Source organism: Bradyrhizobium sp. IC3195, assembly GCF_020193585.1.
Classification (GTDB): Bacteria; Pseudomonadota; Alphaproteobacteria; order Rhizobiales; family Xanthobacteraceae; genus Bradyrhizobium; species Bradyrhizobium yuanmingense.
The window spans coordinates 1-22,561 of the sequence record NZ_JADYVG010000016.1 but is presented as its reverse complement, the minus strand read 5'-3'; the positions used below and the strand labels follow the sequence as shown (position 1 = coordinate 22,561).

Sequence of the window (22,561 nt, the reverse complement as noted above, 5' to 3'; positions counted from 1 at the left end):
CACGCACAATTTTTGAGGGGCCTTCCAACCGTCGCCGTACCTGCACCGATTGCGCGGTGATCCCACCTGGCATTGGATGAACGTAGCTTCAATGAACGCGCTGTCTAGCAAGCCGAGCTTTGCCGCCCTGGTTCCGCTCCGCGGCGGCTCGAAATCGATCCCCGGTAAGAATGTCAAACCGTTCTGCGGTCGGCCGCTTTGTGCCTGGACGCTGAAGGCACTCGTCGATTGCGACATGGTCTCTCGCGTCTTTGTGTCGACCGACAGCGAGGAGATCGCCGCCGTGGTCAGGTCGGTCGACTCCCGGATCGTCGTGCATCTCCGCCCCAGCCATCTCGCCGCCGACAACTCCACCACGGAAGAGGCGATCTACGACCTGATCGACTCCTGCGACATCTCGGAGCCATATCTCGTCATCGCGCAGGCGACCAGCCCGCAGACGACCAGTCGCGACGTTGCGGACGCTATTTCTCATTTCTTGTCGAGCAAAGCGGATTCCCTTGTCACCTGCGTCAGGACCCGAAGATTCTTCTGGAATGACGATGGCACGCCGATCAACTATGATCCCTCGCGCCGTCCGCTGCGCCAGCAATGGAATGGCACGCTGATGGAGAACGGCGCGTTTTACATTTCCACCGTGGATCGATTGCGTGATCGCAGCGCGCGCCTTCACGGCAAGATCGTCGTCCATGAGATGGACGAGAGCACCAGTATCGAGCTCGACGAGTTGTCCGATTGGGAGATGCTAGAAGCCGCGTTCCGCAGGAATATAGCAGGATGATCATCGACCGGGACCTTCAGAGCTATCTTGTGCACGAGGACGCCTCCATCCAGGAGGCGGCGAGCAAGGTCGCGGCGAACCGGCGCGAGATCGTGTTCTGCGTTGACGGCAGCGGTCGGCTGCTCGGCAGCCTGTCGAACGGCGACATCATCCGCTGGATAGCCACGGGCGCCGCTTCAGGCGTGCAGGCCGCGGTTGGCGACCTCTGCAACCGCCGCGTCCGCAGCGCCATCGCCGGCGACCGGGAGACCGCCAACCGGCTGCTGCGCGATGTGCTCTACGTGCCGTTGGTCGACGCCGAGCGGCACGTCGTGGGCGTTGCCCGTCAGCGCCATCTCCGTGAAGGCATTAGCATCGGCGGCCGCACCATAGCCGATGCGAACCCGACCTTTTTGATCGCGGAGATCGGCAACAACCACAATGGCAGCTTGGAAGCTGCCTTCGCGCTAATCAAGGCGGCGGCGGCGGCCGGAGCCGACGCCGCGAAATTCCAGATGCGGGACATGTCCGGCCTGTACGGAAAGCGGGCGACGGGACAGAGTGAGGATCTCGGCACCGAATATGTCCTCGACCTGCTTGACCGCTTCCAGCTCAGCGACGAGGACCTCTATCGCTGCTTCGACTATTCGGCCTCCCTTGGAATGGAGCCGCTCTGCACCGCGTTCGACGTCAACAGCGCGGATAAGTGCCACGCTTACGGACTGAAGGCAATCAAGACCGCCTCTGCCGACCTCACCAACCACGAGCTGCTCCAGCACATCGTCGATCGGAGAATCCCGCTCATCTGCTCCACAGGCATGTCAACTGAGGACGAGATTCGCGAGACCGTGAAGTTGCTCCAGAGGTCTGGTGCGGAGTACGTCATGCTCCACTGCAACTCGACCTATCCGGCGCCTTTCCGCGATATCAACCTGAAGTACATGCTGCGCCTCCAGGAGCTCTGCGAGAGCGTCGTCGGCTATTCAGGACACGAACGCGATGTCTTTGTATCGGTCGCGGCAGTGGCGATGGGCGGGCGCCTGATCGAGAAGCACTTCACGCTGGCGCGCGACCAGGAAGGCAACGACCACAAGGTCAGCCTGCTGCCTCATGAATTCAAGCGCATGGTCGAAGGTGTGCGCCAGGTCGAGGACTCCCTCGGCAGTGCCCTGCCCCGCATCCTGAGCCAGGGCGAGAAGGCCAACCGCATTAGCCTCGGTAAATCGATCTTCGCCATCGAGACCATTGCGGCCGGCGCGACCATCACGCGGGAGATGATCGAGATCCGCAGCCCGGGACAGGGACTTTCGCCAAACCGTATCGACGAAGTGATCGGACGGAAGGCCCCCCGCGCGATCCCAGCTCAGACGCCGCTCTATCCATCCGACATCTCAGAGCTCGGGGAGCTCGCCGCCGGGGGACAGATCAAGTTCAAGCGCCCCTGGGGTGTTCCCGTGCGCCACCGCGACGCTGACAAGCTGATCAAGGCGATTAATCCAGATTTCGTCGAATTTCACCTGAGCTATCGCGACCTCAGCATCAACGATGCCGACTTCCTTGCGGACAGCTATTCGTGCGGCTTGATCGTGCACGCGCCGGAGCTGTTCGAGGGCGACCACGTCCTCGACCTGACGATACCAGACGACGACTATCGTACGCGCTCGGTGGCGGAGATGAAGCGCGTCATCGCCAAGACTAAGGCGTTGGCGCAACGTTTTCGCAACGATGGCCCGGTCGGCATCATCTGTAACGTCGGCGGCTTCTCATCCACGCGTTTTTTGACTGCGGAGGAACGGGGGGTTCGCGAATCCCATCTTCTTACCAGTGTCCGGGAGCTTGCCGATCCCTCGGTCGAGCTCTGGCCGCAGACCATGCCGCCCTACCCTTGGCATTTCGGCGGCCAGCGCTATCATAATCTGTTCGTCTCCAGCGAGGACATTACCCGCAGTTGCCGCGAGCTCGGCGTCCGCATCTGCTTCGACACGTCCCATTCCCAGCTCGCATGCACTGAAAACGGCTGGTCATTCGACGAGTTTATGGAGGCGATCGGTCAGTTCGTCGCTCATGTCCACATAGCTGACGCCCGCGGCGTCGACGGCGAGGGCCTCCAGATCGGCGAAGGCGAGATCGACTTCGGCAACGTCTTCCGGGTGCTGAACAGGCAGGCACCGCAAGCCTCTTTCATCCCGGAAATTTGGCAGGGGCACGAAAACGATGGCGAAGGATTTCGCGTCGCTCTCCAGCGGCTTGCCAAATTCGAGGATCGTTAGGGCTCACTCAGGCTTCGATCCAACCGGCTTGAAGTGGTAATAACTCGAATAGCTCCAGAAGTCGCTGAACTTCATGCCCTTGCGGGTAATGAAGCCAGCTGCGGCAATATAGCCCTTTCCCTTGCGCACCTGTCGCAGACCAGCGCGGTTGATAAGGGAGTTCATTACCGAAGACGGAAACAGCGATATGTGACCAAACTCGCCGGGACGCTCCGTTCGGTAACGATAACTGTTGCCTGTCAGCAGCCAGCTCACTCTTTGAAAGACATTAGCGCAGTTCGGCACTGTGACGTAAAGGGAACCCGTATCCGTCAACAGCTGTCTCATCGACCGTATGACTTTGGCCGGGCACTCGAGATGCTCTAACGTGTCCGAGCACACGATGAGATCAAACTTGGAGTCGATTACTTCTTCCAACCTCTGTTCGTTGAGATCGACCTGCTGGTAGGATGCAAGGGAATTCGGAATAACCGAGGAAGGGGTTCCCCAGTCCACCCCGTGAATCTCCGGGAACCCGGCTTCTCTCATTAGCTCAGCAAGATATCCCGGTCCGCAACCGACATCGAGCACCCTGCCCACCAAACCCGACTTCTCTTCCCTGATAAACTCGATGAGATCCTGATGCCGCCGACGTTGCGGAAAAGCATCCGGGCGGCTCTTTATCCGTTCAATCATGATCGACCTGGTCGGTTAACCTCCCCAATATCTAGCCAAACTCTCCGCCGGTTGAAAGCACGACTTGCTCGGCCCCAAGGTGCCGGAGCCGCAGCTTCTTCCTACAGGCGATTCCGGCCTAGACGGCTTCAAATGACTATGGTAACAGCCGCCGTTCCCCCCGACATCACCGCAGGTCGCTGTAAACGCCCATGTTTGACGAAAGATCTGTACTGATCACCGGAGGCACGGGCTCGTTCGGAAAGAAGTTCGTCGGCTGCCTGCTGAGGGACTTCAAGCCGCGTCGCGTCGTCGTCTATTCGCGCGACGAGCTGAAGCAATACGAGATGCAGCAGGACTTCGATCAGCCTGAGATGCGCTATTTCATTGGCGACGTCCGGGACGGTGAACGCCTCCGCACGGCCATGGAAGGGATCGACTTCGTCGTTCACGCCGCTGCGTTGAAGCAGGTACCAGCGGCCGAATACAATCCCATGGAGTGCATCAAGACCAACGTCCATGGTGCGGAGAACGTGATTCAAGCGGCGCTCGCTGCGAACGTTGACAAGGTAATCGCGCTCTCGACGGACAAGGCCGCGCAGCCGATCAATCTCTATGGCGCGACCAAGCTGGCCTCGGACAAGCTGTTCATTGCCGCCAACAACATGGCTGGCGGCCATCGTACGGCTTTTGCCGTGGTTCGTTACGGCAATGTCGTCGGTTCGCGCGGCTCAATCGTGCCCCTGTTCAACAGGCTGATAGCCGAAGGGGCGGATCATCTGCCGATCACCGATCCGCGAATGACGCGGTTCTGGATCTCGTTGCAACAGGGCGTTGATTTCGTGATCAAGAGCTTCGAGCGCATGTCGGGTGGCGAGATCTTCGTTCCGATGATCCCCTCGGTGCGCATCCCCGACCTCGCGGCCGCGATGGCGCCGAACCTGCCGACCCGCGTGATCGGTATCCGGCCGGGCGAGAAGCTGCACGAGGTGATGTGCCCAACTGACGATTCGCATCTGACGCTGAAGTTCAGCGACCACTTCGTGATCAAGCCGACGATCAAGTTTTTCCGCCGTGACGTTGACTACCTCACCAACCAGATCGGCGAACATGGTGAACCGGTCTCCGACGGGTTCGAGTACAATTCCGGCAGCAACGATCACTTCCTCGACGTTGCCGAGATCCGAGAGTTCAACGAGACAGCGGTCCAATGATCCCCTATGGTCGCCAGGATATCTCTGCCGATGACATCGACGCGGTCAGGGACGTCCTGACTTCGGACTGGCTGACCCAGGGACAGGCCGGTCCCCGCTTCGAGCAGGCACTGGCGAAATATTGCGGGGCCGCCTACGGCATCGCGGTGTCGAACGCAACCGCCGCGCTCCACATCGCCTGTCTCGCACTTGATCTCGGGCCCGGCGACGTCCTGTGGACGGTGCCGAACACATTTGTGGCCTCCGCCAATTGCGCGCTCTATTGCGGCGCAAACGTCGATTTCGTCGACATCGATCCGCGCACCTACAACATGAGCGTTGCGGCGCTGGCCGAAAAGCTCGCCCAGGCAGAAGCTACGGGCCGACTTCCGAAAGTAGTGGTGCCCGTGCATTTCGCCGGGCAGTGTTGCGAGATGGTGGAGATCCGCGCGCTCGCGGACCGCTACGGATTCCACATCGTCGAGGACGCATCGCACGCGGTCGGCGGCGCCTACCGCGGACGCAAGGTCGGCGATGGCGGCTTCAGCGACGCCACGGTGTTCAGCTTCCATCCGGTCAAGATCATCACGACCGGCGAAGGCGGCATGCTGATGACCAATGCTCCGAAGCTCGCTGAGCGGCTCGGCTATCTGCGTACCCATGGCATCATCCGCCCGATGCAATCGCCCGCAACGGCCGACGAGCGGCGTTCCAACGAGGACCAACACGGTCCCTGGATGTATGAGCAGATCGAGCTCGGATTGAACTACCGCATGACGGACATCCAGGCGGCGCTCGGCAGCAGCCAGCTCAACCGGCTCGATGCCTTCGTGGCGCGCCGGCGCCAGCTTGCGGCGCGCTACGATCGCCTGCTGACCAAGCTGCCGGTGACCTGTCCATGGCAGCATCCCGATACGAACTCGGCCTGGCACCTCTATGTGATCCGGTTGCGACGCAGCGAGATCAAGCTCAGCCGCCGCCAGGTGTTCGAGGCCCTGCGCGCCGCCGGAATCGGCGTCAACGTGCATTACATCCCCGTGCACACCCAGCCCTATTTCCAGCGCCTGGGCTTCAAGGTCGGCATGTTCCCGGAGGCCGAGAGCTACTACCAGGACGCCATCACGCTGCCGCTGTTCTCGAAGATGACGGATGCCGAGCAGGACACCGTCGTCGCGGCGCTCACCAAGATTCTCGCGTGAAGATCGCGGTCATCCCGGCCCGCGGCGGCAGTAAGCGCATCCCGCGCAAGAACATCCGTCCGTTCTGCGGCAAGCCCATCATCGCCTATTCGATCGAAGCGGCGCAGGCGAGCGGCCTGTTCGACGAGATCATCGTCTCTACCGAGGACGAGGAGATATCCGAGGTCGCCTGCCAATTCGGCGCGGTCGCCCCTTTTGTTCGCCCGAAAGAAATAGCTGACGACCACACCGGGACTGCCGCAGTCGTCAAGCACGCGGTAAGTTGGTTTCTCGAACGCGGCGATGACATCACACATGTTTGCTGCATCTATGCGACTGCGCCGCTGATCCAAGCGTGCTTTCTGCGAGAGGCCTATGACGCCCTCACGAGTTCCGACGCTGCCTTCGCGTTTTCGGTGACGAGCTACGCCTTTCCGATCCAGCGTGCCTTGCGCATGACCCCTGCCGGACGCGTCGATCCGTTTCACCCGGAGCATCGCATGACGAGGTCACAGGATCTCGAGCCGGCCTACCACGACGCTGGCCAATTCTACTGGGGGACCGCCGCGGCGTTCCTGGAAGATATTCCTCTCTTTTCAGAGCGTTCGGTGGGAATCGTGCTGCCACGACACTTGGTGCAAGACATCGACGACGTCGAAGACTGGGAACAGGCGGAACACATGTTCCGCGCGATCAACGGCAGCTAGCCCCGCGCGACGAGCAGGGACGAAGGGCCGCGGCGAGATCGTCCCGCTTGAGCGAAGGCTCGTATTCCCGCGGCAAGGGCCGCTTCCATGTAGCGAAGCATTGTCGACGACGGGGAGAATGCCTTCGGGCTTAACTGGCCAGCCATCATGCAATCCAATATCTTGCCGGGCTGGCTTGCGCGTCGGTACATCGTCATCATCCCTCTTTAAATGGGTTCAGAGCACCATTGACACCCAAGTAGCTCCCGAGGCGACGTCCTGCACATACGCCTTCCCGACACTGAGCAGACCATCCGATCAAAAATACGGGAGAGTCTCTTAGACGGTCTCTCAGCTCACTTTGGTGCTCCCGGGATCACCAGGATATTCATCTTGAGGAATGCTCCGCCTGGCACTTGACTCAGAGTTGCCCGATCGCGCCAACCGCTCGTAACGTGGCCTGCATCGACAAACTGCGAATGGACCACCAGCCTAGGCCGAGATTGGTTTCCTCAACATGGCATAGACGAGCACAATTAATAGAACAATCGCCCCGGCGAAAATTGCGCGCCGAAGCGGATTTGGAGAAATCTTCCGGACGGTCACATCATCGCTGAGCGTCGCCGGGTAGGTCCTGGAAGGCCCAATCCGCTCCGCCAGTGCGCGTCGGTCGTTCGTCGCCTCAACCAACTTTTCCTCGTTGCGCGCGATCAGGTCGAGCAGCCAGATTCGGCGCAGTATCAATGAGGCCGGATCGTTTTCAGCTGAAGGCGCGATCGACTCGGGAGACGATAGCGCCTCCCGAACCCTGGTGAGACTGGCGATATTAGAATCGATCAGTGCGATCCTTGTGTTAATCTCTGAAAGCGCGGGGGCGCGAATCTTATCTTGATCGGCGTTCAGCGTGCGCACTGCGGCTTGGAGCGCCTCGGTGGCGGCCTGCTCGCTCGGAGCACCGACGAACAATGCGAGCATTTCGGAAGACGCAGGCCGCACGTTAAAACTGTCCAGGACCAATTGACGCGCCTTGGCGTCGCCATCAGCGGATGAGCCCGCGGCCTCGAAAGCCCGGCGCTTGAATGACATCGAGTTCATCTGGAACACGATCGACGAGATCGGTGCGACTTCGGCACCGTCAACCCGGCCAACCCGCACCAGGGCGTCCGCCGCGTAAACAATAGGACGCATCCAGTCCACGACGAAGACGACCAGCGCCGCAGCGAGCGGAATCAGGACTATGGCCTTCGCCCGGAACTTAATCGCGCGAGCCAGATAGCCGAGCATTCCGCCAACATAAGCAACAGTGGATATGGAAGCCGTCGGATTTCTCATGACATGACTTCCCTCTCGAGTGCCGTCGCCTCGCTCATTCCATACGATGCCGATGCTATTAAGCTGGCCCGCCACCTATCTTCCAGGGCGTAAACGAAAATCGCCGCTCCCAACTTTATCATAAAAGTCAGCTGGATGAACGAATTCATCATTCCGGACACGAGGTAGACTTCAATTGCATACAATATCGGCGTCAGGAAAAAGCAAGTAGCATACCGCTCCTCCACGACACATCGCGTCAGCAAGAACAAGAACTCCGAAAACATGATTGCCGAGAGCACAACAAGAATAAAACCGTTGACGGGTCCGCCAAGTTCGAACGAGACTTCCGGCCAACCGCCCGTGTAGGCCACCCCCCAATCAAGTAAGGCATGCGCGCGCTCGATCGGCAGGCTAAGCTCCATCAGCAGTTGCATCGTTGAATTGCGGTTCGGATTGAAGGGATCCAGAAAAAGTTTGACGGAAGCCAGAAGCGCATTCCAGTCTCCATATACAAAAACGCGCTCATACGTCATCCACCACATCTCGCCCTGCTGAACGAGAAGCCGCTGAGTGAGTTTAGTCTGCAGCAATTCCGATTCCGCACCACGCACAACGGTGTAGGAATATGTGAGAGCCCCCAGAACGACGAGGCCAAGACCGGTCACCGGCAACCACAGTCCGCGCAGCATGCGGAAGAACGCCGATTTGTCGAACCCTGCGGCTTGGCCTCGCCCCAAGAGAATGCTGCCCAGGGGCATAATGAAGAACGAGAAATACAGAAAGAACGACGAAAACCTGTGCCCGACAAGGAGCAGATAAACCATCAGGCCGCCGAACAGGCCTCCAAATCGGTAGTCGAAGCGCGCGCCACGGAGCGCCGGCATCGCGAAAAGCAGTCCCAGCTGGAAAGCCAGCATCGGTCCCCAATCCATTAGGCGACCATGGAGAAAGCCCCCGAGTTGCCGCGAATAGTCGATCCGTTCAAGTTTGTTGAAAAGCGGGATCGCGCCCCGGTTCAACATCTCTATCCAGAGAGCAAGCTCGAACAAGAGTACGACCCAGAACGCCAGACTAAACAAGTCGAGGCCGCCGGCCGGCAGGAGACTTGAAATTCTGGAATTGGGCGCGCCTGCGAGAGCTTCCAGACGCCGGGGATGAAACGAGACCAGCAACATCAGGAGGACAGCAGCTTGGCAGACGCCCAGCGGCACCACCGCAATCCCAGGACCAATGCTTCGTCCCAGCTGCTCCGAGAAGATCGGCCCAAATACGTCAATGTAGAAGACTGAGGCTAGTCTCCAGACGCACGAAAAGAGGAAAAGGAAAGCGAGGAGAAGCAACCCGGGCTGGCTCAGCGAAACTCGGGCGATGAGCGCAAAAACCGAAAACGTGACGGTTATGTTCAGCATCAACGCGAGCAGCGGCTCAGGTTCCAGCAATGCGTCCACTTCACGTTCCCCCATCTAGCGACGCGCCCCGCCGAGACGCGCGAAAGCACCGAACTGGATGCCTGATTCGATTACCCGCCCAGCGGCTCCCATGCATACAACAGACCGTCATTGTGCAATGTGGGAGCGTAGGCCATTCGCTCGCGAGCAAGAATCCGAATCCGCCCCTTCCGTTCAAGCTCATCCAGCAGAGCGAAAAGACGGGTCTGGTAATCAACTGATTTCAAGTAGAGAAAACTTGCCAAATCGCGCGGATCGGACAAGCTCAGCATGTCGATCGCGGGCTCGATGTTCACGACACGGCTCGGCCGCGCCCGCAGAATGTTCTCGATCACCGCGTCCACGGCATAGGGGATCTGCTCAATGCAGAAATGAGTAAAGACTGTCGCACCTGCAAGTTGACCGAACTGAGGGTCGTGCGCGTCCGTTAGATCGATCCGGTCGAAGCTGACGCGCCCATCCAGCCCATAATGTCGAGCGATCTGTCGTCCCGCTTCAATACCGTTCGGCGCGATGTCGAACCCGCGAAGCTGGGTCCATCGAGGATTCAGGCTCAGCGAAAACAGATTGTAACCGGTTCCGGCGCCCAACTCGATCAGGGATGTCGCGTCACCCGCATGGCGCGCCATTAGCTCTGACAGCGCCCCGATGCGATACGAGTAATAGTCCTTCGTCGCGATACGCACGAGCTGACCGCTCACCTTCGCCAGCCGAGGTGAGTGACTTTGCCCCACGAGAAACTCTTCCAGAGGCGTCTCGAGCCAGGCGCGCTCGCTCAGCACCCTGTCCCAGGCGCCGCCATTGTATTCGGAATCCACGACGTCGCGCGTCCGTTTAACCTTCTTGAATGCCAGGCGAAGCAGACTCCGTGCAAGGTCCGCCGCATAGGCATGGGACAATTCTAGCCTCGATGCCGGCGCAATATTATGCGACCCTGTCCAAAATGCTCTTGATTGCTGATCCATGAAAATCTCGGTGGCCTCGCCGTTCGGGATAGCGGAAACGCCGAGATCAACCAAGACCCAAGATCATCTTGTCCAGGTCGGACATGCCCGGCGTCGCACGGAACGGCCGTTTCTTGCCCCCGGGAAACATACGGGGAAAGGCAATGAAGGTCGCAGTGTACATCAGCCGGCCGTGACCAGGTGCGATCCGGCTGCCCATGTGCAGACAACGACCGGTATCGACAATGAAGGAAACCAGACGAGGCGCCTTCATAACCTTCACATCTTGACGCGGCACTTTCTCGAATACCTCATCGTCCCTAAAATGACTGCCGAGCAACGGGTAGCCAAATCGTTCAGTGGATTGCCGTGGCAGGAAAGTGAAGGGACCATCGGCGTCCTCCTTCACATCGGTGAGATAGGTGTAGAACTTCACCACTCTGACATCATCATGGTCACGGTGCCACAGTTGCGAAGACGCCAGCGCCTCGCCGGTGTGCCTCGAATACGACAGCATGACATAGTCGAGCCACGGGACCTCTCCGAGCGCCGAGGCGACGACATTCACCACACCTGGCTGCAAAGCGTAGCGCACGAACAGATTATCGGCCGCAAGTTTGCCATCGACCATTTCCGAGTCGAGCAAGTGGACCAGGAATTTTTTCCAGTATCCGGCCTGCTGCTTGTCGGCGGCGTCGATTTCAGACAGCTTGGCTTCGCCCGCCGCTGCAAGCTCATGCAGCAAATAGGGATCGATCAACTCGCTGACGATGGCGTAACCGTCGCGATCCAGCTGTTTCGCCGCGGCAGCCTGCGCCGCGGTGACGTCCAAGCCGTTCAACTCTCGCTTGCGCTGTCGTTTGGCGCCGTAGTGCCAAGTGCTCACGCCCGTCTTGACTGCCCATCGCAGCGGCGACCGATTCACCTGCCAAAGCGCCCTCGACATCACTCCCATCTTCGCTGCCCCCCAACATGGCGGAAAGAAATATCGTTCAGACCCCGTGATCTGCCCCGCCAAAGCGGATTTGCCCTTAGCAAATCCGCGCTATACGGGCAACCGAAGACCACCCCGTCGGAACCGCGCACCCTAGAAGTTGTAGAAGCGCATTCCTATAGGGGGAACCGAACTTCGCACCGACCGGCTCAGTTCCGATGAACGACAACCATGGCGGTCAAATCGTTGATCCAAAGCCGACCGATATTACGCGCGACATTGATCGCTGGCGGTATGCGAAAGCAATGGACGCGGGAAACGCCGGGCATAGACTCGTACTCTGCAACATAGTCCCGAACCCAGCGATCCGACAAGAAAGACGAACGCCAATTTCGTCCGTTTTGCAGTTCCGCGGGAGTCCAAGCATTGTACTCCACGTGGATGATCGCCTTGCGCGCAAGCTTGAGAGCCTGTTGCTTGGCGGCCGCGAAAATCTCGTCGTTCACGTGCATTGTGGCCCCGCAGCTGAAGACCACGTCCACACCTTCGATGCCGTTGCGCTTGAGCACACCTTCCACGTCTGCCATCGAACCATTCAGAAGCTCCGCACCGCAGCCATCTGGCATGTGCTGCATGCCCCATTTGACGGCGTTGTCGTTCAGTTCGACCCCATAGAGCCGAATGTTGCGATCGGCCCGCCAAATTGCCTGAAGATTTGCCCCGACATTCGGACCGAGTTCGACCACCGATTCCGGCCGCAGTCCAGCGCAATAATTCGCAAGCCAATCTCGCAATGGCGTATTCTTTGCGTAGTCGAGAAACGCTGCCTCGCTTCTCTCGGTACGCCAGAAATCCTGCCATACAGCGGACTCCCGCGCCCTCACCAGCACTGGTAGAGGCCCGATATTGGTCGCAGCACGCCAGAGAAGAACCTTAGGATGGAAATTGGGAAGCCTGAACACGAAATTCTCCCGCCTAATCTACGTAAATGCCGGCTATCCAGGTGCAGCGCCGGCCACTCTGCAAGCTGCCGGCGGTTGGCCGCTTCAGCCCCTCAATTTTAGATGAAGACCGAGCCCGATCAAGGCCCCACAACGACGGATCCAGCGGGGACCATAAGCAGAGTTACACCGCCCGGGCAGAAGGAAACCGGCACTCGAATTTCTTTTTCGTTGGCCGAAGGAAGAAGTGGGTTGATACGACGAGATCATCGCTGCGTCAGCGCGCGTGCGAATTTGCCGAGCATGGCTCGATCGGTTTGTGAAAGAACAAGAGCGATGCTAAGCATCCACGCCGCGGCGCAGGCAATTGCTCCCACTATGATCAGTGGCGGAAGCGTATGAGGCGTCGAATAGGTTTTGTAGGCGATCGTCCCCGCAGCAAGGACGGCTGCTACCAATGTCTGTTTGCCCAGTTGCTCCCAAAACAGCATCCTTGGCAGGTGCATGGCTGAGAGCATGCGGTGCGCAATCAAAGGCGCAAATACTACATAGGACAGCAGCCACCCGAGGATGAAGGCGCGCTCGTGCAGCCACGACAGGAAGAGTGCTGTCACCATATACTGCGTTAGGACCTGCAGATAAAGCAGGCGTGTGTTGATGCGCAGGAAGTCCGACCTGACCATCAAGGCGGTTTGCCCGGCCCCCAGCATGACAGTCACAGCGGGAACGAACAGCGACAGAGCCAACCAGGGCCATTGGCTCGTGTGCTCGGGCCCGACCCAGACACGCAATATGTCCTGGGAAAACAACGCAACTACGACCAGGATCGGCACGACGATTGCGGCAGGGAGAACGAGGCCATTTCGTCCGAGCAATTGCAAACGTCGAACGTCGGTTCGTTCGTCGAGATGTGCCGAAATCGGAAGAATCGCAGAATAGAGGGGGCTCATCGTCGTCTTGAGAAAGCGGGGCAGGCGCGTCAGTATATCGTAGGTTCCAACTTCAACCGGGCTGTACAGTGCACCTATGGCCAAGGGAACCAGAGTCTGCTGGAAAGTTCCAGCGACCCGGTTATTCAGCATTAGCCAGCATCTGTACGCCACGTCATGACGGCTTTCGGGAGTCCACGACCTGAAGCGAAGCGAGGTGTTGCGCGCAAGCAGCCAGAGCACAAGCGCAAGAACGACGTATTTGGCAACGATGGTTGCTAGATAGGCGTAAGCAATCCAGGCAAATGAAAGGTTGCTCCAGACAGCGATGAAGATGGCTCCCACATAGGCGACGCTTACCGCCACCTCTGTCAGTCGCAGCCAGCTGTACTGCTCAAATCCTTTAAGCGCCCCTTCTGCAGCCAGCCCAAGGAAGGCAATTGGCATGATCAGCGCTGATACCTTCAAGATAGCAATGAAATCCTCGGACTGATCAGCATGAACTTTGAAAGTCACGGCAAGTTCGGCCGCCGAGAGCCACAACAGCGCACCCGACAGCAATCCGGTTGCCAAGGCAAGCAAGACCAGCAACGAAACCTTTTCACTAGCCGTGACCCAGTCCCCGAGCCGCCCCCGCGCGATCACCTGAGTGGTGATCTCAGAAACGCCGAGATCGATCACCGCGAGGAAGCCACTCGGCAGAAAAGCGCGCAAAAGCACGATTAGCCCCAGCACCCCGAGGCCATAGGACTTCGCAATTAGGCCTACCGCTAACAGGCCCAGCACGCCTGCGATGCCGTAAGCGACGGCCGAGATCGCCGTGTTATTGAGAAAACGGCGCAGCACTTTTCACTTCACTTCCGCCAGCTGGAGGCTTGCACCGCTGAACATGCCGCCCGGGACATTTGCTGGCGTCCGGGCGATAAACCGCCGCCGGTCCACTGCGGCAGTATCGATACGTTGCAATATCGTGTTGACGAGTCTCTCGTCAAATATCTTTCCTGCGCGACGACGCTCGCCCTCGGTCGAGCCGTACAGGCGACGCAAGGCTTTACTTGCCCTATGCCCCAGGGTACGGCGAGCGGCCGCCGCCACGATCCCGCGAAGCGACGGCGCACGCGAACCGACCGGCTGCCGCGGGCGCTGCTCGGCTGCGGCTATCGTCGAGAACACGGCCTCAGAGACCCGAACGGAGCTGGCGCCATCCATAGCAAAGTAGAGATCACCAATGATCTCTCTACGAAAGTCCGCAATCTCGGAGGGAGGTTGCGGCAGCTCCCCGTTAAGGCCCTGCCGCACCAATTCAATCAGCTCCGCCTCGCCCTGCGCCGGACGGCTGACTCTGCTCGCCGCATCTAGGCGAAGGGCCGGCGTGTTAAACCACTCCAAGCTCAGCGGCTCCACATTCAGCATCGTAGCCTCGAGAGCCGTGGAGCAATTCTGATGAACAAGCAGGCGTGCGCCGCTGATCCATTCGAGCGAAGTTCCACTCTGGATGACGCTCGCATTGGGCAATTGCGCAAACGCCTCGTATGAATCCAGATTTTCGAACGGATGCGGCCGCAGCACAAATGGCACATCCGAAAAATGCTCGGCGAGCTTGATCGCCATGCCCAACGTGTGGCGATAAGCCTCCCGCCCCTCTGCAATGAACTGGCGCGCAAATTCGCGTGCGAAACCAGCTTGCACCATTGCCCCCTCCTCATCAGAGGAGCTGTCCGAAAATCGCGGATTTACCGTCGGAAAGTTCGTATTAATCAGAACATAATTCGAAGCAACCGACGGTTCAGGCAAGGCGGCGCGCCAGGGAGGTGCGCAGAAATCGTAACGGGGGCAGCCCGTCGCGCGAAGGACGTCCGCGGAGACGGTGCCTTGCCGCAGGAAAGCGGCATATTGCGCCTGTCCCCAAACACAATAGAGATCGATGAGATCGGCGCACCCCATCCCTTTGACCATGCCGGCGAACTGATCAGCGTTCTTGCCGCCGATGCCTTCGGTATCGAGAATGCCGACCAGAACTCCGGCACGCCTGTATGACTTGATTAGGTCGACGTTATTGGGCCGGATGTAGTTCACAAGTACAAGTTCGGGCCGCAGCGCCGGAACATCGAACCCCTGCTCGTACATCGGCACCAGCGTGACCCGTGCGCCGCGCGTTGCCAGTTGGCGCGCCAGTAATACCAGCCCTTCGAGGTCGCGAAGGGGGTTATCTACGATCAGGCAGACATGCGGCTGGTCAGCCACGTGCGCTCCTCGTCGTGGACAACTGCTGCGCAGACGCCGCTTCTTCAGGGGATGACAGCAGGTCCCAGCTCATCGGCGTCCCCCGGCGAACCGCCTGGCCGACACGTTTACCTATCAGGGTCTCGAAATATTTCGGCGGCAGGCCGAGACCGGGGCGAATAATGCGCAGACTGCGCTCGCTCAGGAGGTCGCCGGGCGCCAGGTCTTCCGCCACATAGAGCGAACGGCGGAAGACCAGAGAGTCGCGCTCCTTCTCCGTCAGGCCGTAACGAACGTCACCGAGCGCCATCCAGGCCCGCTCAGTTTCGACCACGAGGGCCGCCATCTCCGAAGGTTCCATAGAAAACGTCGAGTCGACGCCGCCATCGGCCCGCGCAAGCGTAAAGTGCTTTTCGATCACGCTCGCGCCGAGCGCCACGCTTGCCACTGACGCGCCGATCCCAAAAGTGTGGTCCGACAAACCTACCTCGCAATCGAACAGCGCGCGCAGGTGCGGAATGGTCATGAGGTTCGTATCTGAGGGCGTCGCCGGATAGGTGCTCGTGCATTTCAGCAGGACGAGTTGCTTGCAGCCTGCCGCCCTGGCAGCCCTCACCGTCTCGTCCAGATCGGCCACCGTGGCCATGCCCGTCGAGATGATCATCGGCTTTCCGGTCGCAGCAACCTTGCGGATGAGCGGCAGATCGGTGTTCTCGAAGGATGCAATTTTATAGCAGGGAACGTCAAGGCTCTCGAGAAAATCAACCGCCGTTGCATCGAAGGGCGTGGAGAACGCGATCATCCCAAGCGACCGCGCGCGCTCGAAGATCGGCGCGTGCCATTCCCACGGCGTGTACGCCTCCTGGTAGAGTTTGTGCAATGACCTCCCCTTCCAGAGGCTATTCGGATCGTCGATGAAGAACTCGTCGCCGCCAAGGTCGAGCGTCATCGTATCAGCGGTGTAGGTCTGAAGCTTGAGCGCATGCGCGCCCGACTTCGCTGCGGCGCCGACGATCGCCAACGCGCGCTCCAGCGACTGGTTATGATTGCCGGACATCTCCGCAATGATGAACGGCCGATGCGCCCGGCCGATCGATCGGCCCGCAATGGATATCGTGTCACTCATCAGTTATTCCACCTTCTCAATGCGCACCACATAGCGATGACCGCGAAAATCGAAGAACGCGGGAAAACGCTCAGGATCCGCCACCCGCAGAAGCTCGAATTGCTGAGCCAGGGGCTGCGCCGGATCCAGCCTCGAATCCTCCGGCGAACGCTTAGGATAGTACGTCGGCGCGCGGTCATCCTGAGCAACCGGCGCCTTTCGTCCGATGCTGGCCAATGCCTCGTTCATGAGATCGAGCTCGATCGCAAACAGCTTTGCATTGATCTCGTCGAACAATTCATGACCTTCGAGGATCAGGTGACGCTGCGCCCAGATGGCGCCTGTGTCCACCTGGTCCTCCGCCTCCAGCAATGAAACAACGATGTCATTCTTCCCCTCGAGGATCTGCCAGATGTGGGGCGACCATCCGCGCCCCTGCGGAAGGTCGCTCGCATGAATTACGAGGCTCTTGCTGTAGCGTGAGCGATCGCCCACTGAAATGATCTCGTGGCACGAGATCAGGAACAGAATGTCCCCGCCCGAGAGTTCAACCTTTCTTTGCACGAGTTCGACCTCGTGCGTTGCACCTGTAACCTGCGCCCAATGCTGCAGGTGCGGGTAGATCGGATGCGACGCGCTGGAGCAGAGGATCGAAATCTTCATCTTCAACCGACGGTCCGAACAGCGGGATTCCCAAGTTTCGCCCTGCGTTTAGCACGAAAGTCCGGCTTGGCCAGCAGCTGGCTGCACCCTACCGGAATTTTTCGACGGGTGGCAGGGTTTTGGCGTGAAATCAACGGCCTAGCCGCACATCCGAGCCACGACCCGGTTCCTTCCTTCGCCGTCCACTAGCCCAAGGGCGGCCTCGCCCATAGTCCTGACCCGCGGTGCACTGTCAAACAGCGAATGAATGCCTTCCGCAAGCATTTCAACCGTGACGACAGCCGCGGAACCAAGATAAAGCGCAGCTCCCGCATCAGCCAGGGCCGTTAGCGCGCCAATCTGGTTGTCGGCAATATCGACCACTACGGCCGGCAGGCCCAGGCAACAGCGCTCCCAGCTCATTACGCCGCCGGCCCCGATCGAAAGATCGGCCCGCCGCATCAGCTCGGCGATATTGTTAGCCCCCCGATAGACCCGCGCACCCGACAACCCGCTACACCACCGCACGATCGAGTCCGTATGGGGATTGCTCATCCCCACGACGACATCGACCTCCACTGACGGTATCTGGAGGCTCGCAATCGCTCGCACCGCTTTTGCGGTCTCATTGGTGGGATCGGAGCCGCCATAGCAGACGAGAATGCGGCCGATCTCTCCGGTGCGGCGTGTCAACATGCGACGCTGTTGCGCGAAATCGGGGCGAAGCAGGGCGTATCGCGGCCCGAGCAGTTTCACACAGGTCTCTGGCACTTGGTCGCGATAGCGCGCGTGCATCTCTCGAACGAGATTCTGGTCGAGAAGAATGTCGCAGTCGTGCTGGCGATCGGCCAGATCGTCGATCGCAAGAATTCTCAGACCATTGCGCCGACATGCGCTTTCCCAGTGAAAATCGAGCGCATAGTGGTCGACAATGAGCCAATCGGCCGCGCCGATCTGGTCCGTGGCCTCAGAGGTCTGCTCCGCGTCCTGTCGCCATGTTGTCGGCAGCCAATGCGCATACATGCCCGCTCCGGTCATCTCGATAGGGCTCCCGGCCGGCGGATCCGGCAATAGCCGTATATCGTGTCCGTTTCCTTCGACCAACGCGACGAGACCCGCAGCGTTGCCGCGCAGAAGAAAGGAAGACTTCGCGCCCCTTTCGGCAAGCGCATTCGCCAACGTGAGGCATCGGGTGAGGTGCCCCATACCCATCTGGACCGATGCGTCAACGCGAAAGACGACTCGCTGCATGCTGTTCGTGAACCCGACCAACGACCTTGTTCTGCCCGCGATCGTAGCTGATGAGAGCGTTGGCTACCACAATCAGGGGCCGGAACTCACTTCAATCCGCCCTTGAGCTATCGCGCAAGCTTCTATATGCGGAAACTTCAATTAAGCGTATTGCAAACCAACCATGAGCTCCTCCAAGACGATCCTGATCACGACGCTCGCCGAGTACCAGACCCGGTTCTGGATTCCGGTCGCGCAGCGTCTGCGCGCGTCAGGATGCGAGGTCGAACTGCTCGCCTTTGACGATCGCAGTGCCGAGATGTCGGTGACCGCGGGTGTGCCGGTCACGAACATGTACCGCGAGGGCCTCAAGGCCGGTCCCTCGCCCGATGAGCGGACGGCTTTTGATGCACGGATCGAAGCTTATGGCCTCGACGGCTCCAATTTCCTGTTCAGCCATGAGCGCTTCACATTCGGAATCCGCGACAGCGCGGCGTTGCGCCGGCGCTTCATGATCTACGCCAACGCCATGGAGGCGTTGCTCGACCGTCTCGCGAGGCAAGGCAAGGACGCAGTGCTGGTGCAGGAGCTCGGCGGCTTTCTCTCGGTGATCTCGAGCTTCTACGCTGCGAAACGTCGCAGTATCCGCAATTGGTTCATCGAGCCGTCATTCTTCCGCGGCCGGATGTACTTCACGCCGGACAGTCTTGCCGCGCCACAGGTGATGGCGACACCTGCGGATGAGGTGTCGCCCGAAGTGCGCAGCTATCTCGACGACACCCTGAAGCAGCAGGCGATCGTCATCCCCAAGAAGGACCAGCATCATTATTCGGCGGCCTTCAAGAAGGTGGTCAACCTGCGCAACTCGCGCCGCCTCGCCGAGAAACTCTGGGACCAGTTCGCCCTCGGCAAGCACCAGGAATTCGGGCACAATCTACGCCACGCCCGCGTGCATGCAGCGATGGCACTCAATGCGACATGGCTGAAGAAGCTCTATCGTCCAATGCCGGACAAGCGGTTCGTCTACTACCCCTTTCACGTGCCGGCCGACATGGCTCTGACCCTGCGCTCGCCAGACTATCTCGATCAGGTTGCCACCGTCGATTTCCTGCTGCGGACGATCCCGGATTCGCACGTGTTGGTGGCGAAGGAGCATCCCGCCCAGATCGGCGCCATCTCGGCCGCCCGCCTGTTCGAGCTCGCGCGCCGGTTCGACAATTTCGTGCTGTTGCCGCCGCAGACCAACAATTACACCGTGCTGAACCGCTCCGACGCCGTCATATCCGTCAACAGCAAAGCCGGCGCTGAGGCGCTCCTGCTCGGCAAGCCGGTCGTCGTGATGGGGGATGCCTTCTACAGCTCATGTCCGCTGATCTATGCCGCCGACCGCCTGCGCGACGTGCCGACCCGCTTGCGCGAGGCGCTGCGGGATGGCCCATTCGACCCGGTCAGGGGCGCCCCGTATTTCGAGGCCGCCTGGCGGCGGTCGTTTGCGGGCGAACTCTACATCAGCGACGCCAAACAGCTCGACACATTCGCGGCCTCGTTGCGCGCCGCGGTAGTCGAGACTGCCGTTGCCGGTTGAAGGATTGCGCGATGGCCCTTGTCTCGATCATCACGCCATCCTGGAACGTCGAGCGCTTCATCGAGGAAACCGTCGCTTCGGTTCTGGTCCAGACCTTCCGTGACTGGGAGCTGCTCATCGCCGATGACTGCTCGACCGATCGCACGCCCGCGATCGTGGCCGAGATCGGCGCGCGCGATCCGCGCGTCAAGCTGATCCGGATGCCAAAGAACGGCGGTCCGGCGCTGGCGCGCCAGGCGGCGATCGACAATGCCGAAGGTCGCTATCTCGCCTTCCTCGACAGCGACGACCTATGGCTGCCCACGAAGCTCGAACACCAGCTCAGCTTTGCCCGCGACAAGCGCGCTGCACTCAGCTACACCGCTTTCCGCCGCATCGACGAAGCCAATACAATGGCGGGCCGGCTGATCGAGGTGCCGGCAGAGCTGAGCTATGACCAGCTCCTGAAGAACACCTCAATCGCGACACTGACAGCGTTGGTCGACCGCCAGATTTCAGGTCCCGTCGCCATGACCAACGAGGGCTATGACGATTTCTGCCTGTGGCTGTCCATCCTGCGCCGCGGTCACATCGCCCACGGCCTCAACGAGGACCTGGCGCGTTATCGTGTCAGAGGCTCGTCCGTCTCCAGTCGCCCAGTGCGCTCTGCCAAATGGGTTTGGAACATCTATCGAAATGTCGAGCACCTGCCGCTGCTCAAATCGGCCTGGTGCTTCGGCCATTGGAGCGCGCGCGCCTGGCTGAAGCGGCGCCAGTTCTAGACGGCGCACGCCATCATCACTCCGCCATGAAGATTAATGGTAGCGCGATACCGTAACCCAGCTGAGTATTTGGCTATTGGCGGAGCCGGCGGTTGCCGATACCACTCCTCGAGCCACTCCGCCCGGCCGGGTATTTTGGAACCGACAATGCCTTTTACAAGCTATAAGAACAGCCGCATCCTCGTGACCGGGGGCGCCGGCTTCATCGGATCGCATCTCTGCGAACGACTGCTCGATGCAGGTGCCGAGGTGGTGTCCGCGGACAATTATTTCACCGGCAGCCGGCGCAACATCACCCACCTGATCGCTAATCCGCTATTCGAGGCGGTCAGGCACGACGTTACCTTCCCGCTCTATATCGAGGTTGACGCCATCTTCAACCTGGCCTGCCCGGCCTCGCCGATCCATTACCAGCGCGATCCCGTGCAGACGACCAAGACCTCGGTGCACGGCGCGATCAACATGCTCGGCCTCGCCAAGCGACTGAAGGCGAGGATTTTTCAAGCCTCCACCAGTGAGGTCTATGGCGACCCGCTGATCCATCCTCAGACGGAGGATTACTGGGGCAACGTTAATCCGATCGGCATCCGCTCGTGCTACGACGAGGGCAAGCGTTGCGCCGAGACGCTGTTCTTCGACTATTGGCGCCAGCATGGCTTGCCGATCAAGGTTGCGCGCATCTTCAACACCTACGGGCCGCGGATGCAGCCCAACGACGGCCGCGTGGTGTCGTCCTTCATCGTCCAGGCGCTCCAAGGCGAGCCGATCACAGTGTTCGGCGACGGCGGCCAGACCCGCTCGTTTTGCTATGTCGACGACCTGGTCGAGGCCATTACCCGGCTGATGGCGACGACCGAAGACGTCACCGGTCCGATCAACATCGGCAACAATTCCGAGTTCACTATCCGTGAGCTGGCCGAGAAGGTCATCAAGCTTACCGGCTCGCGTTCCAAGCTCATGTTCAAGCCCCTGCCGCAGGACGATCCGCGACAGCGGCAGCCCGACCTCACCAAAGCAAAGGCCGTGCTGAACTGGGAGCCGAAGGTTGCGCTCGAAGACGGACTGAAGGAGACGATCGCCTACTTCAAGCACTCGCTCGAACTGGCCTGATTGGAGCCACGGCTCCACGATAGCTTACCGTTCGGAGCCGAGAGCACGCCGGTCAGGAAGCGGTGCATTTTCCCTATCGTGATCCGTCGCCCAGGGACTCGGATCGAGCAGCGCTTGGCGGGCGCACTCTTCATCCTAGTGAAACAGGAAGGTTCGCGCCAGAAGCTCCGTAATGTGGGACAGGCTTGGCCGGATCACTGTGCTGGTCTTCCCAAAATCCATGATCGAACGAGAACGCTTGCGTCTCCATGAGAAATCCAGTCCGCAATAGGTGGTTCGAAGAATCCGGCAATCCGCTGTTGATGGAACCACTGCTATCTACCTTACCAGGGGGCTCGATCTCAGGTTAGAAAACGAAACCTCCGTTGTGCAGCAGGAGGAGCGCTGTCGCAGATGACGTGTCGGCCCCAGCAGCCGCCGAAGGAACTCCAACGGCGCCATCGCCATTGAGGTCTTGATGGAAGGTGGTTTCGAGGGATCGAAGTGATGCATTCGTCCCCGTCACCTCGGGAACGATATTGCCGGTATAGTTGCCGTTGCTGTCCGTGCTCCAGACCGTGTAGTGACCTGTCACCGAGTCCCTCCAGGCCACGTCGTATCCGCCGCCGGTCTGCTCGGCTGCGATGGGTGCCCAGGTCCCATACACGGCGGCGC

General features: G+C 59.9%; 19 protein-coding genes and 1 pseudogene. 8 read left to right on the top strand and 12 right to left on the bottom strand.

The window, feature by feature from the left end; translation table 11 throughout:
* Nucleotides 1-91 precede the first annotated feature (91 nt).
* Nucleotides 92-781 carry an acylneuraminate cytidylyltransferase family protein gene (locus tag I6F09_RS25720; RefSeq protein WP_225189357.1) on the top strand — a complete coding sequence of 230 codons (690 nt, stop codon included), beginning with the start codon at nt 92-94 and terminating at the stop codon, nt 779-781.
* Nucleotides 778-3,030, top strand: coding sequence for an N-acetylneuraminate synthase family protein (locus I6F09_RS25715; RefSeq protein WP_225189356.1), 2,253 nt, complete (start codon nt 778-780; stop codon nt 3,028-3,030). Before I6F09_RS25720 ends, I6F09_RS25715 begins: the two co-directional genes overlap by 4 nt.
* A 3-nt stretch (nt 3,031-3,033) precedes the next feature.
* Here the strand turns inward: I6F09_RS25715 and I6F09_RS25710 are convergent, their stop codons facing one another.
* Nucleotides 3,034-3,705 (bottom strand): class I SAM-dependent methyltransferase, encoded by a 672-nt coding sequence (locus tag I6F09_RS25710; RefSeq protein ID WP_225189355.1) that lies wholly within the window; start codon nt 3,703-3,705, stop codon nt 3,034-3,036.
* Nucleotides 3,706-3,896: 191 nt separating this feature from the next.
* Here I6F09_RS25710 and pseB point away from each other — a divergent pair, with 191 nt between their 5' ends.
* Genes pseB through pseF form a run of 3 tightly spaced genes read left to right on the top strand, consistent with a single transcriptional unit; the run spans nt 3,897 to nt 6,762 of the window.
* On the top strand, nt 3,897-4,898 hold the full coding sequence (gene pseB, locus I6F09_RS25705) for a UDP-N-acetylglucosamine 4,6-dehydratase (inverting) (protein WP_225189354.1): 1,002 nt from the start codon (nt 3,897-3,899) through the stop codon (nt 4,896-4,898).
* Nucleotides 4,895-6,076 (top strand): UDP-4-amino-4,6-dideoxy-N-acetyl-beta-L-altrosamine transaminase, encoded by a 1,182-nt coding sequence (gene pseC, locus I6F09_RS25700; RefSeq protein WP_225189353.1) that lies wholly within the window; start codon nt 4,895-4,897, stop codon nt 6,074-6,076. Before pseB ends, pseC begins: the two co-directional genes overlap by 4 nt.
* Nucleotides 6,073-6,762: a pseudaminic acid cytidylyltransferase gene (pseF, locus tag I6F09_RS25695; RefSeq protein ID WP_225189352.1), complete on the top strand. Its 690-nt coding sequence runs from the start codon at nt 6,073-6,075 to the stop codon at nt 6,760-6,762. Before pseC ends, pseF begins: the two co-directional genes overlap by 4 nt.
* A 471-nt stretch (nt 6,763-7,233) precedes the next feature.
* Here pseF and I6F09_RS25690 read toward each other — a convergent pair whose 3' ends face one another.
* The 10 genes from I6F09_RS25690 to pseG form a co-directional block, all read right to left on the bottom strand.
* Nucleotides 7,234-8,073 carry a hypothetical protein gene (locus tag I6F09_RS25690; protein ID WP_225189351.1) on the bottom strand — a complete coding sequence of 280 codons (840 nt, stop codon included), beginning with the start codon at nt 8,071-8,073 and terminating at the stop codon, nt 7,234-7,236.
* Entirely contained in the window at nt 8,070-9,503 is a 1,434-nt protein-coding gene (locus I6F09_RS25685; protein ID WP_225189350.1) for a DUF6418 domain-containing protein, read from the bottom strand. Before I6F09_RS25685 ends, I6F09_RS25690 begins: the two co-directional genes overlap by 4 nt.
* Before the next feature lie 71 nt (nt 9,504-9,574).
* Nucleotides 9,575-10,522 carry a class I SAM-dependent methyltransferase gene (locus I6F09_RS25680; protein ID WP_225189349.1) on the bottom strand — a complete coding sequence of 316 codons (948 nt, stop codon included), beginning with the start codon at nt 10,520-10,522 and terminating at the stop codon, nt 9,575-9,577.
* On the bottom strand, nt 10,515-11,393 hold the full coding sequence (locus tag I6F09_RS25675; RefSeq protein ID WP_225189348.1) for a phytanoyl-CoA dioxygenase family protein: 879 nt from the start codon (nt 11,391-11,393) through the stop codon (nt 10,515-10,517). The genes I6F09_RS25680 and I6F09_RS25675 overlap by 8 nt, the downstream gene beginning before the upstream one ends.
* Nucleotides 11,394-11,590: 197 nt before the next feature.
* Complete coding sequence (locus I6F09_RS25670) at nt 11,591-12,343, bottom strand: hypothetical protein (protein ID WP_225189347.1); 753 nt, start codon at nt 12,341-12,343, stop codon at nt 11,591-11,593.
* A 245-nt stretch (nt 12,344-12,588) separates the two neighbouring features.
* A complete protein-coding gene (locus I6F09_RS25665; protein ID WP_225189346.1) occupies nt 12,589-14,097 on the bottom strand; it encodes a teichoic acid transporter in 1,509 nt (502 codons plus the stop codon).
* 3 nt (nt 14,098-14,100) lie between these two features.
* Nucleotides 14,101-15,495, bottom strand: a complete 1,395-nt coding sequence (locus tag I6F09_RS25660) for a surface carbohydrate biosynthesis protein (protein WP_225189345.1) — start codon at nt 15,493-15,495, stop codon at nt 14,101-14,103.
* Nucleotides 15,488-16,600 (bottom strand): pseudaminic acid synthase, encoded by a 1,113-nt coding sequence (gene pseI, locus I6F09_RS25655; RefSeq protein ID WP_225189344.1) that lies wholly within the window; start codon nt 16,598-16,600, stop codon nt 15,488-15,490. The genes I6F09_RS25660 and pseI overlap by 8 nt, the downstream gene beginning before the upstream one ends.
* 3 nt (nt 16,601-16,603) lie before the next feature.
* Nucleotides 16,604-17,242: a formyltransferase family protein gene (locus I6F09_RS25650; protein ID WP_225189427.1), complete on the bottom strand. Its 639-nt coding sequence runs from the start codon at nt 17,240-17,242 to the stop codon at nt 16,604-16,606.
* 138 nt (nt 17,243-17,380) lie between these two features.
* On the bottom strand, nt 17,381-18,472 hold the full coding sequence (gene pseG, locus I6F09_RS25645; protein ID WP_225189343.1) for a UDP-2,4-diacetamido-2,4,6-trideoxy-beta-L-altropyranose hydrolase: 1,092 nt from the start codon (nt 18,470-18,472) through the stop codon (nt 17,381-17,383).
* Nucleotides 18,473-18,635: 163 nt separating this feature from the next.
* Here pseG and I6F09_RS25640 point away from each other — a divergent pair, with 163 nt between their 5' ends.
* The 3 genes from I6F09_RS25640 to I6F09_RS25630 all read left to right on the top strand — a co-directional run bounded on the left by I6F09_RS25640 (nt 18,636) and on the right by I6F09_RS25630 (nt 21,907).
* Nucleotides 18,636-20,036, top strand: a complete 1,401-nt coding sequence (locus tag I6F09_RS25640) for a capsule biosynthesis protein (RefSeq protein WP_225189342.1) — start codon at nt 18,636-18,638, stop codon at nt 20,034-20,036.
* An 11-nt stretch (nt 20,037-20,047) separates the two neighbouring features.
* Nucleotides 20,048-20,797 (top strand): glycosyltransferase family 2 protein, encoded by a 750-nt coding sequence (locus I6F09_RS25635; RefSeq protein WP_225189341.1) that lies wholly within the window; start codon nt 20,048-20,050, stop codon nt 20,795-20,797.
* Nucleotides 20,798-20,944: 147 nt separating this feature from the next.
* Nucleotides 20,945-21,907, top strand: coding sequence for a UDP-glucuronic acid decarboxylase family protein (locus I6F09_RS25630; RefSeq protein ID WP_225189340.1), 963 nt, complete (start codon nt 20,945-20,947; stop codon nt 21,905-21,907).
* A 346-nt stretch (nt 21,908-22,253) separates the two neighbouring features.
* Here the strand turns inward: I6F09_RS25630 and I6F09_RS25625 are convergent.
* A pseudogene (locus I6F09_RS25625) lies at nt 22,254-22,561 on the bottom strand (protease); the annotation flags it as partial.